The 14520-nt window shown below is 44.1% G+C and carries 14 protein-coding genes; 11 read left to right on the top strand and 3 right to left on the bottom strand.

Features of this window, described 5'->3' with window-relative positions:
• Positions 1-91 precede the first annotated feature (91 nt).
• Entirely contained in the window at positions 92-313 is a 222-nt protein-coding gene (locus ABRS97_RS13705) for a helix-turn-helix domain-containing protein (RefSeq protein WP_028556998.1), read from the bottom strand.
• Positions 314-508: 195 nt separating this feature from the next.
• Here ABRS97_RS13705 and ABRS97_RS13700 point away from each other — a divergent pair, with 195 nt between their 5' ends.
• From ABRS97_RS13700 to ABRS97_RS13685, 4 genes are all read left to right on the top strand, one after another.
• Positions 509-802, top strand: a complete 294-nt coding sequence (locus tag ABRS97_RS13700) for a DUF6483 family protein (protein ID WP_367814692.1) — start codon at positions 509-511, stop codon at positions 800-802.
• Positions 803-1184: 382 nt separating this feature from the next.
• Positions 1185-2600 (top strand): Calx-beta domain-containing protein, encoded by a 1416-nt coding sequence (locus tag ABRS97_RS13695; RefSeq protein WP_367859111.1) that lies wholly within the window; start codon positions 1185-1187, stop codon positions 2598-2600.
• 223 nt (positions 2601-2823) lie between these two features.
• Complete coding sequence (locus tag ABRS97_RS13690) at positions 2824-3174, top strand: twin-arginine translocation signal domain-containing protein (RefSeq protein WP_367814688.1); 351 nt, start codon at positions 2824-2826, stop codon at positions 3172-3174.
• A 428-nt stretch (positions 3175-3602) separates the two neighbouring features.
• Positions 3603-5471 carry a hypothetical protein gene (locus ABRS97_RS13685; RefSeq protein ID WP_367814686.1) on the top strand — a complete coding sequence of 623 codons (1869 nt, stop codon included), beginning with the start codon at positions 3603-3605 and terminating at the stop codon, positions 5469-5471.
• Between the two features lie 173 nt (positions 5472-5644).
• Here the strand turns inward: ABRS97_RS13685 and ABRS97_RS13680 are convergent, their stop codons facing one another.
• Positions 5645-5818: a LuxR C-terminal-related transcriptional regulator gene (locus ABRS97_RS13680; protein ID WP_483312510.1), complete on the bottom strand. Its 174-nt coding sequence runs from the start codon at positions 5816-5818 to the stop codon at positions 5645-5647.
• Between the two features lie 141 nt (positions 5819-5959).
• Between ABRS97_RS13680 and ABRS97_RS13675 the strand changes: the two genes are divergently transcribed.
• From ABRS97_RS13675 to ABRS97_RS13665, 3 genes are read left to right on the top strand one after another with little or no spacing between them, the layout of a single operon-like run.
• Positions 5960-6634 carry a DUF6483 family protein gene (locus ABRS97_RS13675; protein ID WP_367814684.1) on the top strand — a complete coding sequence of 225 codons (675 nt, stop codon included), beginning with the start codon at positions 5960-5962 and terminating at the stop codon, positions 6632-6634.
• A 23-nt stretch (positions 6635-6657) separates the two neighbouring features.
• Complete coding sequence (locus tag ABRS97_RS13670) at positions 6658-7419, top strand: class I SAM-dependent methyltransferase (protein WP_367814682.1); 762 nt, start codon at positions 6658-6660, stop codon at positions 7417-7419.
• Between the two features lie 10 nt (positions 7420-7429).
• Positions 7430-8401: an MBL fold metallo-hydrolase gene (locus ABRS97_RS13665; protein ID WP_367814680.1), complete on the top strand. Its 972-nt coding sequence runs from the start codon at positions 7430-7432 to the stop codon at positions 8399-8401.
• A gap of 713 nt (positions 8402-9114) precedes the next feature.
• On the opposite strand, the gene ABRS97_RS13660 is transcribed toward ABRS97_RS13665, so the two are convergent.
• Positions 9115-10077 (bottom strand): phosphatidylglycerophosphatase A family protein, encoded by a 963-nt coding sequence (locus tag ABRS97_RS13660; RefSeq protein ID WP_367814678.1) that lies wholly within the window; start codon positions 10075-10077, stop codon positions 9115-9117.
• 136 nt (positions 10078-10213) lie between these two features.
• On the opposite strand from ABRS97_RS13660, the gene ABRS97_RS13655 reads away from it, so the two are divergent.
• The 4 genes from ABRS97_RS13655 to ABRS97_RS13640 all read left to right on the top strand — a co-directional run bounded on the left by ABRS97_RS13655 (position 10214) and on the right by ABRS97_RS13640 (position 14508).
• Positions 10214-11260 carry a GerMN domain-containing protein gene (locus ABRS97_RS13655; protein WP_367814676.1) on the top strand — a complete coding sequence of 349 codons (1047 nt, stop codon included), beginning with the start codon at positions 10214-10216 and terminating at the stop codon, positions 11258-11260.
• A gap of 222 nt (positions 11261-11482) precedes the next feature.
• The gene (locus ABRS97_RS13650) at positions 11483-13069 is read left to right on the top strand and encodes a spore germination protein (protein WP_367814674.1); all 1587 of its coding nucleotides are present in this window, start codon (positions 11483-11485) and stop codon (positions 13067-13069) included.
• The gene (locus ABRS97_RS13645) at positions 13066-14235 is read left to right on the top strand and encodes a Ger(x)C family spore germination protein (RefSeq protein WP_367814672.1); all 1170 of its coding nucleotides are present in this window, start codon (positions 13066-13068) and stop codon (positions 14233-14235) included. The genes ABRS97_RS13650 and ABRS97_RS13645 overlap by 4 nt, the downstream gene beginning before the upstream one ends.
• A gap of 30 nt (positions 14236-14265) precedes the next feature.
• The gene (locus ABRS97_RS13640; RefSeq protein WP_367814670.1) at positions 14266-14508 is read left to right on the top strand and encodes a hypothetical protein; all 243 of its coding nucleotides are present in this window, start codon (positions 14266-14268) and stop codon (positions 14506-14508) included.
• Positions 14509-14520 lie beyond the last annotated feature (12 nt).

Genomic DNA, 14520 nt, shown 5'->3' with positions numbered 1-14520 from the left:
GCGAGTCCCCTCCCCCCTCCACATAAAAAGCCCCCGCAACGCTCCATAGAAGGAGGTCCGAAGGCTTGCATGGATCCGCGTACTGACGGAATCAGATCTTTAATTCCCCAAGCTTGATCAGTTCTACAACCGCTTGTGAACGACCCTTTACGTTCAGCTTCTGCATGACGTTCGATATGTGATTTCGAACAGTCTTTTCGCTTATGAAAAGCTGCTGCGCGATATCCTTAGTCGTTTTGTCCTGCACCAAAAGTTCGAATACTTCTCGTTCGCGGTTCGTAAGTAGAAATTTGTTTTTGTGGTCGCTGCCCATGGATGTGTGTCACCCCTCCTTGCTCGGGTATTGGGAAATACAAGGTTAAGGGATACAGTCAAAGTTAGTTTATGAAGGGCTACTATCAATGGTGCGATAGATGGGGAAAAATGGGCGATATCTGCTTTTGAGTTTCATCCAGATGCATGATAAGCCGAAAAGAGGCATTTTTTCCGGAGGATGGGGGAAGCTCTTTTGTTCAGACGTGACTATTTTATGCGGCAAATCGAGCAGATGACATTGGCGCTGCATCGGATATTGTTTAACAAGGAGCACATCCCTATCGGTGACGCTCAGCAATTATTAGACGAGGCAAGCCGTCATTTGCTGGGACTGAATGTGAAGTCGCTCCTGGCCTTGTCCAGCAAGGATATTTTGGAGCTGTTGACTTATCAGGGCAATACGGAAGTGAGTATGTCCAAAAACGAACAAGAACGTATTGCTGAGATTAATCAAATGCTTCACGTCTGCCAGCGCACATGGCCCTAAAAGAACATCAAGAAGAAGTCGTGAGAATTGGCGATTCCATCAATAAATTAGTGGAGTCGATAACTAAGAAGCGCGGCCCGATAGGTGATTAAAAAGTGACGCACAAGATTCAGTAGCATGAATAATAGAGGATCGGTGCCTGATGGTAGCGGATCCTATTTTATAAAGTGGGTGTAACCATGAAAAGATTTCTTCCCATTCTTAATAAAAACAAAGATAAATGACAAAGCCCTCATTTGGCAGCAAATGGCTGGGTGGGGGCTCTTTTCTTTTTTTTCACCAGAAGTAAATTTGAGCCTACTATCCCTTGTCTACAAATAAGATTAATGATATGATACGATTTGTTTCAATTACAAAATATTCCATTTTAAGGAGTGAGAAAATGCTTGTCTCCGCAAACAAGAGTTTACTTCGTTCCATGTTGTTTTTAGGTTTATTCATGTTCCTTCTTCTTGGATTGTCATCTGTAGCAAAAGCTCAATCCGTAGAAATCGCATCAGTTCCAGGGACCATCGTAGATTTTGATACGACTAGAATTTTATACTCGAACAATGCAAACAGTTCATTACACCTTAGAGATATAATTACTGGGCAAGATACCGTAATTAGTGCAACTTATGCACAAAAAGGATATTTAACAGGTAGTGGAGTTGTGTATGTGGCAAACTCAAGCTTATATTCGTGGAAGAATGGTGTAATCCAAACTGTTCTAAACGAAAATGTGGGCCAGTTTATTCAAAAAAATGGCACGTATATCACCTTCGTTACAAGGCAGTATAATGATCCTATTCAAATTTGGGTACTAGACACAAATAGTAACAGTTTGAAAAATGTTTCGAGTGAAAATGGATATAATTCCAAATATGAAAATGCCTATGTTTCTAAAGATGGTAACGTGGCTTATGTAAATGAGCAAGGAGTAGTCGTAGTTTACTTTACCAATGGTCAAACTAAAGTTACTCAAGTGAATGCCTCTGAATATCAAAATTTTAATTTTGGAAGCATTTTTTATGGAAATAAATTATTTTTTAGTGATGAGCGCCATTACAGTAATTCCTTTGATGTAATTTTATATAAATACGACTTTCAAAAAAATGAACTTAAAATTCAGAGTGGAATTACATATCAAAACTTCGACTATGAAGAACACAAACTGAGTAACAATTGTTATGTCTATTCAAGGGGGTACCGGGTTGAAATATTTTGCCCACTTGAGTATGGTATAAATTATTCTTTTAGTGATCATTCATGGTCAAAAGCGCATATTGAGGGTTTTTCAGAAGATGGTGAGGTCATTATAAAAGTTGGTGATAAGAGGTATTACGGAAAAGGATTAAACTTGAGACTGATAGATTTATCGCCCTATACTGCACAAATGATCAAATTGGATGATGAAAATTGGTACTATGTACTTGATTCCGGGAAGTTATTTAAATTTTTACTTACTGATTCCGGAGGAAAAATTAAGTTCGATTTCAAATCAGCATTAATTTGGGCTGATGAATCTGCCGATACTGTAACAGTAAATGTATACCGGACAGGAGGCGATTATGGGCAAATTTCTGTGAACTACACAACAGTGGCTGATACGGCGTATCCAGGCTCTGATTATATTACTAACAGTGGTACGCTGACTTTCGCCGGAGATGAAGTAAAAAAAACCATAACTGTAAAACTTGTGAATGACACCAAAAAGGAATTATTCAAATCGTTTTCTATAAGACTTACAGGGCCCCAAGAATTTCTAGCAAGTGAGGAAACGAACAAAGTATTTATTGCTATTCGTGACGATGATTAAAAATCATAACCCTTGTCTTGTTGCTTAAATAGCAGTAGGGCTAGGGTATTTTTATGTCATGATATCACTGGGAAACTCTCAGTTAAGCTTCCAGACGAAATGATCGATCAATAAAAGAGTAAAGCCCTAAGGAGTGCTCTCTCTTAGGGCTCTACTCTTTAATATACAAAAAATCCCAGTAGATGGTATTGTTGATACGAATAGTATCGAGGAGGGATTGTTTGTGGAAGAAAAGGACAAGGGTTTATCAAGAAGGAAATTCATTGCTGGTGTCAGTGCAGCTGGAATTGCTTTGGTTGCAGGCAAGAAAATATTGGATCCGGTTAACGTGTCTGCTCAAACTGTCACAGGTAATACCTATGGAGTGTCAACAACAAGTGTTGCCATAAGGCTACAAATTAAGGGTATAAGATTAAATCTTCAACATAAAGCCGATAGCTTTTTGGCATTAATAAAAACATCCCTTAATAACACTAGCGGTAATTCAATGAACATTAATATAGAGAACCTTCAAACAAACCTAATATTGTCTCCAGTAATATACGTATTTTTGGCGCTCATAGGGGAGTGTTAATAAATACTTTAAGCAATACGTAGTTGATACAAAAGATTGGAAATGCCTAAAAGCCCGGGGATGGTTTCCTCGGGCTTCTCGTAGATATCGGGATCCTTTAATTACTCATCGTACGGAGCCAAAGCTTCATCACTGATATCATAGGGAGCGTCGGACGCATATATTATAATTCCATTACGAAGGTCAACGGATCCTCCTACTTGTAAATCGGAGCGGCTCCCACTTCAAAATGGCGATGGACTACGAGGCTCAGTTAAAGAGCATTCAGGCGCTCACAGGCATTCGGATAAAGAGCTTGGTGACATGGATAGACAGCACCCTTTTTATTTTATACTTAACTCTTATCACGAACAACGCCTTGAATATGATAAAAGTGGAAAATAGTGTATAATTTAAATGTAAATAATATCCAAAAGGAGTGGTGAAAAATGAGCAGCATTGTGGTCACCGATATCAGTAATATCAACTCAGCTTTACAAGGGAAATCTGGACAAAGCGTAGAACTAATTTTTCCATCAGGTAAATATACTTTGGGTTCAAATATTTTAATTACTGACATTAATGTTAGTTTTAAAAGTGATGGAAAAGTAGAGTTCGCAGGAGATTTTGGATTTGTATTTGATAGTGCCATGGATACACCTTATCCAATAGAAGATATCTTGGATGGCGACAACTTCTTTAAGTTTATAAGTCCTCTACCTAATCCTATTCCTTATGGGGCTGGAGACTATGTTGAAATTGCTGGCGCAATTAGTGCTGAATATCCTGTTGCGAGATATACATTTGGAAAGGCAGTGGCGCGAGTTGAAAGTGTCAAATCTGATGGTAAAGTAATTTTGGATAGACAGATTAATTTCAATTTTACCAAATATAGGGCATGGCAACCTAATACTTCATACATAAGTGGTGAAAGAGTTTATAGTGACACAAACAAGGTATATGAATCGCTGCAAATAGGAATATCGAAAGATACTGCTCCTAGTGGAAATGGTGATAGTATTTCAGATGGTGTTGGTGGTGTTTCGTGGAAATACGTGGGGACATATACTCCGAATGTTACAGTAACAAAGATAAAGTATCCGTACCGATTAAATATCAATGGGAACTTTATATCTTCATCAGGTGGCGGATTTATTATTAATCATTGTGTGGGTGGTAGCATTGATATAGCCTTGGAGGGAAGTAGAAGTGCATATGGAAGTGGAATCGCATTTAACCAATGTGCTGATTTCAGTGCAGAAATTAGAGCAACGAATCTAAAAGCTTTATTGGGATTGTTAATGAATGATTGCAACAATTTTTCGGTGAATTATTATGCTACAAAGGTCGGTAGAATCCCAGGTGACAAAGCATTACGAGGAAATGGGTTGCAACAAGGGACTATTAATGCTCACTTTAATAGTTCAACATACAGTGATTCAATTATCTACGGTAGCCGTAATCTAATCGTTAATTATAACTCGATAGGTGCATGTCAAGTCTATAGAGATATAATGACAATTAACAAAGACTGGACTCCTGGAAAAGCATATGAAGTTAATGATGTTGTAAAGTCGGATCAGTTAGATACAAAAATATATATTTGTAAAGAGCCAGGTGTCTCGGGTAGCGCAGCACCAACTGGCGTTGGGGTAAATATTAGTGATAAAGGAGTTAGCACAACTGGGTGTACTTGGGATTACGTAGCTAGAACCGGCAACAGAAATGAAGCAGTACAATTTTCGGAATGTCATAATATAGATGTAACAGCACACATTGTTGATGCAAACGATCAATGTCTTGAATTTTTATCATGTGTGAATGTTACAACTTACCCCAATAGATTAACGAATCTAGTTGGGGCATCCGATGGAGCACTGGTTATTAAACAAAATTGTAGAAGTATTACTGTAAACAATCCCGTTATTCGAGATTATGGAAACTATAGTATTAAGATTGAAGGGCAGTATCAACCCAAAGACATTTTTATTTATAATCCCGATACTGAGAACTTAAGCCAAAATGGAATAGGATTAGGGGTTAGAAGTGATGGTACTCTTCCTCTAGAGTTTGACATGAATTTATTGGTGAGCGGAGGAAGGATTAAAGCGAGCTTGCCCATATTTATAAAAGAATTGCATGATAGTATTACTTTAGTAAATATAGTATTAAAGACGATTGGAAACACTAAGGCAATCGAAGCCCAAGCAAAAAAATTAATATTAAAAAATATACTTATATCTGGGTCTACTGTTGACTTTTATGAAAAATATCCAAATGACAACAAACGCGATGGAATTTTCAAGGTAGAGTTTTAATATAGCCCCCACTGGCTTTTGGCTGGTGGGGGATTTTTTATTTCTGAAAATTTATCTTACCTACTGGCAAAACCGAATAGTTCATTCCTTCGCTAAATCACGATTTCAGCTGACTCAATGCCGACCAATCCACACTACCCAAAAACCCAATGAAATCAAGAATTTCAGACATTTTAGAATGTGTGTGTTTTAAACCACATCACATTGGAAATGTGATTTCTCACAGTCTTTTCGCTTATGGAAAGCTGCTGCGCGATATCCTTAGTCGTTTTGTCCTGCACCAAAAGTTCGAATACTTCTCGTTCGCGGTTCGTAAGTAGAAATTTGTTTTTGTGGTCGCTGCCCATGGATGTGTGTCACCCCTCCTTGCTCGGGTATTGGGAAATACAAGGTTATGAGGAAAAATGGGCGATATCTGCTTTTGAGTTTCATCCAGATGCATGGTAAGCTGAAAAGAGGCATTTTTTCGGAGGATGGGGGATTCTCTTTTGTTCAGACGTGACTATTTTATGCGGCAAATCGAGCAAATGACAGTGGTGCTGCATCGGATATTGTTTAACAAGGAGCACATCCCTATCGGCGACGCTCAGCAATTATTAGATGAGGCAAGCCGTCATTTGCTGGGACTGAATGTGAGGTCGCTCTTGGCCTTGTCCAGCAAGGATATTTTGGAGCTGTTGACTTATCAGGGCAATACGGATACCGGTAAAGCCTTGGTTCTCGGCGACTTGTTTATGGGCAATGGGGACATGTATCGGCAGAACGAGCAGTTTAATGATGCTTACGTCTCTTATCTAAAATCATTGGATCTAGTATTGCTTCTCGTTGCGACTCCTTCGATCGAGGATCCTGATATGAGCAAGGAGGCGTCGCTGCGAATTGCGCAGAGCTTGGAACGGTTGCAGTCATGGGTCTTACCTGAGCAAATTATGCTGCGGCTTTTCGGTTATTATGAATCACAGGGCGAGTATGCTAAAGCGGAGGATATAATATTCCATTTTATGGATGATTATCCGGGACGTGCGGAGCTAGCGAAAGCACACGGCATTTTATTTTATGAGCGACTTTTGGACACGGAAGAAACGATATTGTTCGCTGGTAATTTTAGCAAGGAAGAGGCGGAGGAAGGCCTTCGTTTGCTGCAAAATAGGCAAATATTATAATTTAATTATTGGATAGGTGACCAATGAATTTACATGTAAATGGCGAAAGTAAAACGGCATGGTATCAGGAAAGTTTCGGGAACGATTATTTACTGGTTTATAAGCATAGAGATTTGCAGGGCGCTTACCATGAAGTGAAAAAAATGATGGACTGGCTTCACATCCCGCAGGGTGCGGAAGTATTGGATTTATGCTGCGGCATGGGACGGCATTCGATGGCGCTGTCTGAGTTTGGCTACAAGGTGACGGGGGTCGATTTGTCGGAGGTGCTGCTGAGTGATGCGATCTCACGTGACACGGGCAAGCAGGTGAAGTGGCTGCGCGGCGATATGCGCGAGGTGCCGCTTGAACATACGTTTGATGCGGTCGTTAATTTGTTTACGTCGTTTGGGTATTTTGATGAGGATGAAGAAAATGAGAAGGTCTTCTACGAAATGAATCGTTTGCTAAAAGCTAACGGGAAATTTATCGTTGATTTCCTGAACCCCATTCATGTGAAGACTCATCTCGTTCCCAGCTCGGAGAGATCGGAGGACGGCAATCTGATTCGGGAGTCCAGACGCATTGAAGACGGCTGTGTGCGCAAACGAATTACGATTTCGCAGGAGGGCGCTCCTGACCGCGAGTATCTGGAGCAGGTGAAGCTGTATGAGCGCGCAGCTTTTGAAGCGATGCTGGGCAAAGCCGGACTGCATATCGACCATGTCTATGGCGGTTATGACGGGCAGGCTTATGATGCGGAAGCATCCAGCCGGATGATTTTTGTAGGACATAAGGAAGGATGAGCAGCACAAAATGAACATCGTAACCGAGCATAACGATTACATCCTTCAAGTTAAAGTTCCGCTGCCTTTTCCGCTGCGATGGGTCAACGCCTATCTCGTACGCGGCAGCGACGGGTATACGGTCATCGATCCGGGGCTGCACACCCCGGATGCGGAGGCGCTCTGGCTCACGGTGCTGCAGGAGCGCGGCATTGCTTTTGAGCACATCGAGCAGATTGTGCTCACCCATCACCATCCCGACCACTACGGGATGGCGGGGTGGTTCCAGGAGCGCACGGGCGCGCCGGTACTCCTCTCGGAGACCGGCCTGCGTCAGGTGCAGCTCCTGTGGGGCGAGGAGCAGCCGATGTCGGCGCTGCTCCTGACGCTGTTCGCCCGTCACGGCCTGCCGGCTGACGGGCTGGACGAGATGACGAAGCACATGGCGGGCTTCGTCCCGATGGTTTCCCCGCAGCCGCAGATCACGCTGCTGGGCGAAGGGCCCGTGCGCCTCGGGGACCGCGTGTACGAAGCGATCGAGACCCCCGGCCATGCCGCGGGTCATCTCATCTTCTACGACGCCGAGGCGGAGATAGTTTTTTGCGGCGATCACGTCCTGCCGCAAATATCGCCGAACGTCAGCTTCCTCCCGCAGGTGGAAGATAATCCGCTCGGCGCATACCTCAGCAGCCTGCAGGAGATGAGCAGGCTGCCTGTGAAGATGGCTTTCCCGGGGCACCGGGAGCCTTGGGCGGGGTTCGCTGCGCGCGCTGAGGAGCTGGTGCGCCATCACCATGAGCGGCTGGTACTCATGGAGCAGCACCTGAGCGCGCTGCTTACCGCATATGAAGTATGCCGCACCACGTTCGGCGATCGGCTGTCGATCCACCAGATGCGCTTCGCGCTGTCGGAGACGATTGCGCATTTGATTTTGCTTGAAGCGGAGGGCCGCATCCGACAGCTGGAGGCGGATGCCGAGCAGGTCCGTTATATCGCCGTTTAATCGGTTAGCATAGATAGTAAATGAAGGTTAGCAACGAGCGAGCCAGTCCCAAATTATGTGCGAAGAAGCCTTCAAAACCACTATATAAGCGGTTTTGGAGGCTTCTTTTTACATATATGAATGTATATGTTTTGGGTTTGGGGTGAGCGAAGTTTACCCCTTATTTTATGCATTTCATGTCAGAGTGGGGGCTCAAAAATCAAGAAATGACTTTTGAGAAGAGTCTCATTTTTTGCGCAGGGCGAAAGTTGACGTTTGCTTATGATTTCATTTCGGGTGCCCGAACGAGCGGAACGTCGGTGCGCTATGGATAGCCATTTGGGCTTGTAGGTTGATTTCACGGAACGTGAGTGCGTTATTTGCAAGAATCGAGGGGGGAATGCTCACAAATGCCGGAATAGCGCATCATAGTTCCCTTTCACCATCCTAAATGGGATTCTACGGTGAAATAGCGTACCGCTGTTCCGCGAGTTAAGCGCACCGAACCGAGCCGAGCCAGGAGTATGATCCCTTGTCTACCCCATGCTGGCGACGCTGCTTGAACATCGGTTGCTCCTCCGGCTCCCTCAATGCTTTCCCTCGCGGAGGGTGTTTTACGAGAGCTGGCTACATGCCGAGTGGGGTTTGACCGCTGCTATGCGGCGGCGCTACAGGTTGCGGTTGCACGTATCTGCGCTCATTCCATGCTTTTTCAATCCTCGTAATTCCTGATCTCATTGAAGAGGCTTACTATAAGTAGGCGTATTGTTATGCGCGAGACGCCCGCAGGCAGCGGCAACGACCCCGCAAACAATATCATCGATAAATGTATTGCATTTACCTTCTGTATGGTCGCTGTCGAGCTCAGAAATAATGCCGATTTTTTGCTTATCCAGGAACCCGAAGTTGGTCAGGGCGATAGTACCGTACATGAGAGGAATCGCTGTAGCGATGCTTTCGTCAACGCCAAATAGTCCCTCGTCATGGCCGACGGTATGTGTATACTGCTCGCTGAATTCTCCATTTTCAACAGCTGTATCGATTTTTATGGCGAGTTGGATTGCATGGAAGGTTTGCTGCTTCCTTAACACAGCGAGGATGTGTTCCTCGCATAGACTGCGCTCCATGTCCGGGTTATAGGGACGCTGCAAGTGATCGAGGATTTCGACCATATCATCTAGGGCCACGCCTCTAGATTGGAGTAAGGAGAGATTGCGTTCTGTATAGTCTGTTTTCACATGCTCAGAAATAATGACGCTTGCGGTAGACGCTACAATGGCGCAAATGCCTTTGGAGATGAAGGATTTGGGACGCCGGGTTGGGAAGAAAAATCTGAACTTGCAATCTACGAAGCCGAACAAGGAAATAGCGCCGCTTCCATAAATGCCGCAGATGGACATGGCAATCGTGCGATGCACATTATAGGAGGGATCCTTCATGCTGGCGAGCAGCTCGGGATCGTGCTTTACCTTTTTTTGCAGTTCCATGAGGGTGGTCATCACATTATAGGTTTCTGTCTTGCTTAGCACGCCTAACAGGGTGCTGGTAATCGTTTCGTAAGGAATTTTCTTGATCCCTTTTATTTCAACCAGCAGACGAGCTACGGCTTCTTCAATCACGGCCTGAGGGTAGTGACCAAAAACTTCTTCGCGAAAATCATTGAAAATCATCGTTTTTTCTTTTAGAAACGTTCGCATGCCATTGCCTCCAGTTCGGTCTAATCTATTTCATGAGTATAGCATACCAAAAAGTAGTTATAAATCGGACAAAGCCTCGTATACATAATAATACGAAAAAGGTTAGTACAGGCTAGACCTTAAAGGAGGAGAAAGAATGAAACAACAACATTGGCTTCGTTCAGCCGCTATCGCGGGGGTGATTGCCTTGCTGACTACGGGCTGTTCGGTTCTCGGATCTGGCAAAAAGAGTGATATTGATGCGCCTCCCAAAGTGGAGACAGATGTAGATGCGCAAACGACTTCGAGCGCAGTAACGATTGATATGTCTGGGGACAATTCGTCGCAAATGACTGTGTATGTGAAAGATGCCAAAGGTTTTGTCACCCCGGTGAGCTTGGGCCTGCCTAAGTCGCAATCCGTAGCGAAGACGACGCTGGAGTATATGGTGGATGGAGGACAGGTTTCAAGTCTTCTGCCCGCGGGCTTCCAAGCCCTGCTCCCGAAAGACACCAAAGTGTTGGGCGTTAATGTAACGAGCGATAAACGGGCTGTCGTCGATTTCTCCAAAGAATTTCTTAATTATGACCAGCAAAATGAACGGAAAATGCTTGAAGCCATTACTTGGGCGCTCACCAGTTTTCCGACCGTAGAGAAGGTGCAGATTTGGGTGAACGGCAAAGAGCTGAAAGAAATGCCTAAAGGCAGAACGCCGCTCGACACGCCGCTTGCTCGTACGATGGGCATCAATATTGAAAAAGCGGAGGATGCCGAGTTCGGTCAATCGACGCCGGTCACTCTGTACTTTTTGAATCAAAATGATCAAAATTACAAATATTATGTACCCGTAACCCGGTTGGTAAAAAGAACCGATGATGTGGCAAAAGCTGTCGTGGACCAGCTCATCAAAGGACCGGATGCGAAGAAAGGCTTGACCAGTGTCCTGAATGCAACCACGGAAGTGAAAAGCGTCAAACAAGCGGAGGGCTTGGTGACGGTTGATTTCTCCAGTAAGCTGCTCGGTTCTGATCAGAAGGCGCCAGGCGATGCGCTGCAGTCCGTCATTCTCTCCTTAACAGAGAATACAAGCGTTAAACAGGTTCAAATCAAGGTGGATGGGGCTGTAAAAATCACTTCAACTGACAATCAAAACTACAGCAAGCCAGTAGTAAGGCCAGCACATGTGAATCCGGTGAAGCTCTAAGCGAAGCCGGACGGGAGTCCTTTATGCGGTAGGGTTGTCAAGATAAGGCCTGCTTGCATAGAGGTCTTTTCTTGTTGTCATTTCATTCGAACATGATCAGCGCCGTAAGGGTGTCATAATAGGTGAATGTTTTCTCAAGCGGTTAAATATGGATTTTTAAGGAGATGCTTGTGTTAAGCCATGTATGTTCTTTTTATACTCTGAAGATAAGGATGCATGCTAATGATGTGGAGACAACTTCTGAAGAAGAAACATTTGCCGCGTAAATCACCAGAGGGACCTTCAGACGAAGGAACCCAATCAGGAGTAATTAATCAATTACCGATTTCACAGAGTTTGAAGGATAATCTGAAGCAAATTCAGGATACATTTGTGGACTGTAACGACCTGAGGATCCTTCATTGGAGCTATGGTCCATCCCTCGAAAAAAAGGCATTCTCCGTTTACCTGGAAACGCTGATCAAAGATAAAAAAGTAAATTATATGAAAGAATCCTTGCAGGATCTGGTCACACACGAAGTAGGACCGGCAACAACGATTACAACAGAAGATGTCATGCGCTTTTTTTCTAAGAACGGGGTATCAGCCCAGTCGGCAATGATTGCAGAAGATTTCGTTCAAGTCACAAATCTCATTCTGGACGGGCATATCATTATCTTCTTTGACGAGTGGAATAAAGCGATAAGCTATAGCGCGCTTGGTATACAAAATCGTCAGATTACTGAACCAATCACAGAGCCGGTTGTGCAAGGACCTCATATGAGTATGATTGAGGATCTTGACGCTAATATTGGCATTATTCGTAACTTGCTGAGATCCCCCCGACTGAAGTTTCATTATTTTACCGCAGGTGAGGAATGTCGGAGGCGCATTTCGTATGGATATCTGGAGGGAGCTGTAAATCCCGAAACATTATCCGAATTTAAGCGGCGGTTATCGCAAATCACTAATGAAGAGATCCTTGAAACGTCCTATTTGGAGGATTGGATCGGAGATTCGAAGCTGTCTCCCTTTCCGCAAGTCCGTTATACAGAAAGGCCTGATAATGCTGTTGCCGCATTGCTAGACGGTAAAATAATTGTATTGGTGGACGGAACGCCTACAATCGTGGTCTGTCCTGGCCTCTTTTTCGAGTTTTTTGTAACAAGCGAGGACTATTATCATAGATCTCTCTTTTCTTCGCTAATCAGGCTGCTCCGTTTCGGAGCGAGCCTGATGGCGCTATTATTGCCAAGTACTTATATTGCTTTGACGACATTCCATTCTGAGTTAATCCCGACCGTTTTGTTGCTGGCCGTTCTTGACACTCGGGAGGGGATTCCATTTCCAGCGTTTATCGAAGCACTGCTGATGGAATTCTTTTTTGAAATTCTTCGGGAAGCGGGCATACGCTTGCCACGGCCGATCGGCTCCGCCGTCAGCATAGTCGGCGCGCTCGTTATCGGACAGGCTGCCATTCAAGCCAAGATTGCTTCGCCAGTTATGGTGATTGTCGTTTCCCTGACCGGCATCGCCTCGTTTGCGCTCCCTCAGTACAGCATGGCTATTGCCATCCGTATTTTAAGATTTCCTTTGATGATGCTTGCTGCAACTCTTGGGGGATTCGGTGTTATGTTCGGCTTACTGCTAACTTTTTTGCATCTGACGACTTTGCGCTCGCTCGGTCAACCGTACCTTTCCCCTGTGGCGCCGCTTGAAATCAAACAATTTCGGGATTTGTTTATTGTGATACCTCGGAAAATATTGCTTCATTCACCAAGGAACCGCCACCAACACAAATTACCGGCAGAGAGGAAGAAGGTTCAATGAGAGTATGGCTGCCTGTCGTCTATTCCCTCCCGATTATTTTTCTGCTGGCCGGCTGCGGGGATAAAGCGGAATTGACGGAATTCGGATTTGCCCAAGCTGTAGCGCTTGATAGGAGTGAAGATAGCGAGTTTGTGATGACCACGCATTTTTATAATCCATCTGAAGGGGGGGGGCTTGGCGGAGGCGGGAAGCCTCCAGTAAAAGGTATTACTATTCGAACGGAGGGAGATACCATATTCGATGCGATACGCGATATTCCAAGCCATTTAGGGCGCAAAGCGAAGTGGGATCATATGCGCGCTATTATCATAAGCGAGGAGCTGGGCAGGAAACAAAACATCAGGGAGATGCTTGATTTCTTTTCGCGAGATCATGAGCCCAGGCCAACGGTCCCTGTCATGATTGCCGAAGGGAAAGCGGCAGATTATTTGAAAGTCAAACCATTCATCGAGCAGACAATTGGGCAGCAATTGCAGAAAATGCAAAAATCCGGCGCAAAATATAATGCCAAAACGTCGAATATCCCGCTTTTTGATCTGGCGGTACAATTTTTGGGCCAGACGAACGTTGCGATTTTGCCATATTTACATAAAAGCAATGCTTCCCAGCCCATTACCGCTACCGGGCTCGCCATGCTCAAAGACGAGAAGTTGGCTGATATCATGCAGCTGTCATTCACCGAATCCTTGGTTATGCTTCTTGACAAATATGAAAGCGGGATCCTGGAGTTTCCCTGCACGGGCTCCAGCGAAGACCCAAAGAAGTCGATGGAATCTTTAGAAGTCACTTCAATAAAAACGAAGATTAAAACAGAAATCAAAGAAAATGAAGCGATTATTCATGTAATGTCAGACATTGAAGGATCGCTTGGCGAGTTTCGATGCGCTACGCTAAAAACGGAAGAAGATGAATTGCTGTTTGAACAAAATATTGGAAAAATTGTGGAACGCAAATTACGGAGAACCATCGCCTATTTACAGAATGAAAAAATAGATGCAATCGGTGTCGGAAATCAGATCTATCGGAAAGATCCCGCATTATGGAAGCGTTGGAAGCCGACATGGGGCGAGCGTTTCGCCGAAAGCAGGATAACTGTTGATGTTAAAGTTAATATACTGAATTCTGGCATGAAAATCAGTTCGCCTTTCGGGAATAAAAAAGAATAATAATCCATTGGATCAAAGGAACATATACATATGTTGCATAAAATAGGATTTCTTCTGGTTGTATATGTGGGCATTTTGTTGTATGACATCCCTGGTGTGAAGAAAGGCCAGCCTGTGGAACGTCTTTCATATCTGTGCATAATGCTCATCACTGTGTATTTAAGTCTTGATTTTATTATGGATAAGCATTGGCCGGATTTGAATACACTGATTGATTACATTTTGAAGCCACCAGCCGATCGTATCGTGAAATGGCTAAAACCGACTCCTTAACCTCGTTCATTC

This window comes from Paenibacillus tabacirhizosphaerae (assembly GCF_040812395.1).
In the GTDB taxonomy this organism is placed as follows: Bacteria; Bacillota; Bacilli; order Paenibacillales; family NBRC-103111; genus Paenibacillus_E.
This window is presented reverse-complemented; position numbering and strand designations above follow the sequence as displayed.

Bases quoted from the DNA above. Each gene is read 5' to 3' on its own strand.
- ABRS97_RS13685 (WP_367814686.1), top strand. From the start codon at position 3,603: ATGAGCAGCATTGTGGTCACCGATATCAGTAATATCAACTCAGCTTTA.
- ABRS97_RS13670 (WP_367814682.1), top strand. From the start codon at position 6,658: ATGAATTTACATGTAAATGGCGAAAGTAAAACGGCATGGTATCAGGAA.
- ABRS97_RS13645 (WP_367814672.1), top strand. From the start codon at position 13,066: ATGAGAGTATGGCTGCCTGTCGTCTATTCCCTCCCGATTATTTTTCTG.
- ABRS97_RS13695 (WP_367859111.1), top strand. From the start codon at position 1,185: ATGCTTGTCTCCGCAAACAAGAGTTTACTTCGTTCCATGTTGTTTTTA.
- ABRS97_RS13660 (WP_367814678.1), bottom strand. From the start codon at position 10,077: ATGCGAACGTTTCTAAAAGAAAAAACGATGATTTTCAATGATTTTCGC.
- ABRS97_RS13705 (WP_028556998.1), bottom strand. From the start codon at position 313: ATGGGCAGCGACCACAAAAACAAATTTCTACTTACGAACCGCGAACGA.
- ABRS97_RS13640 (WP_367814670.1), top strand. From the start codon at position 14,266: ATGTTGCATAAAATAGGATTTCTTCTGGTTGTATATGTGGGCATTTTG.
- ABRS97_RS13655 (WP_367814676.1), top strand. From the start codon at position 10,214: ATGAAACAACAACATTGGCTTCGTTCAGCCGCTATCGCGGGGGTGATT.
- ABRS97_RS13680 (WP_483312510.1), bottom strand. From the start codon at position 5,818: ATGGGCAGCGACCACAAAAACAAATTTCTACTTACGAACCGCGAACGA.
- ABRS97_RS13665 (WP_367814680.1), top strand. From the start codon at position 7,430: ATGAACATCGTAACCGAGCATAACGATTACATCCTTCAAGTTAAAGTT.
- ABRS97_RS13650 (WP_367814674.1), top strand. From the start codon at position 11,483: ATGATGTGGAGACAACTTCTGAAGAAGAAACATTTGCCGCGTAAATCA.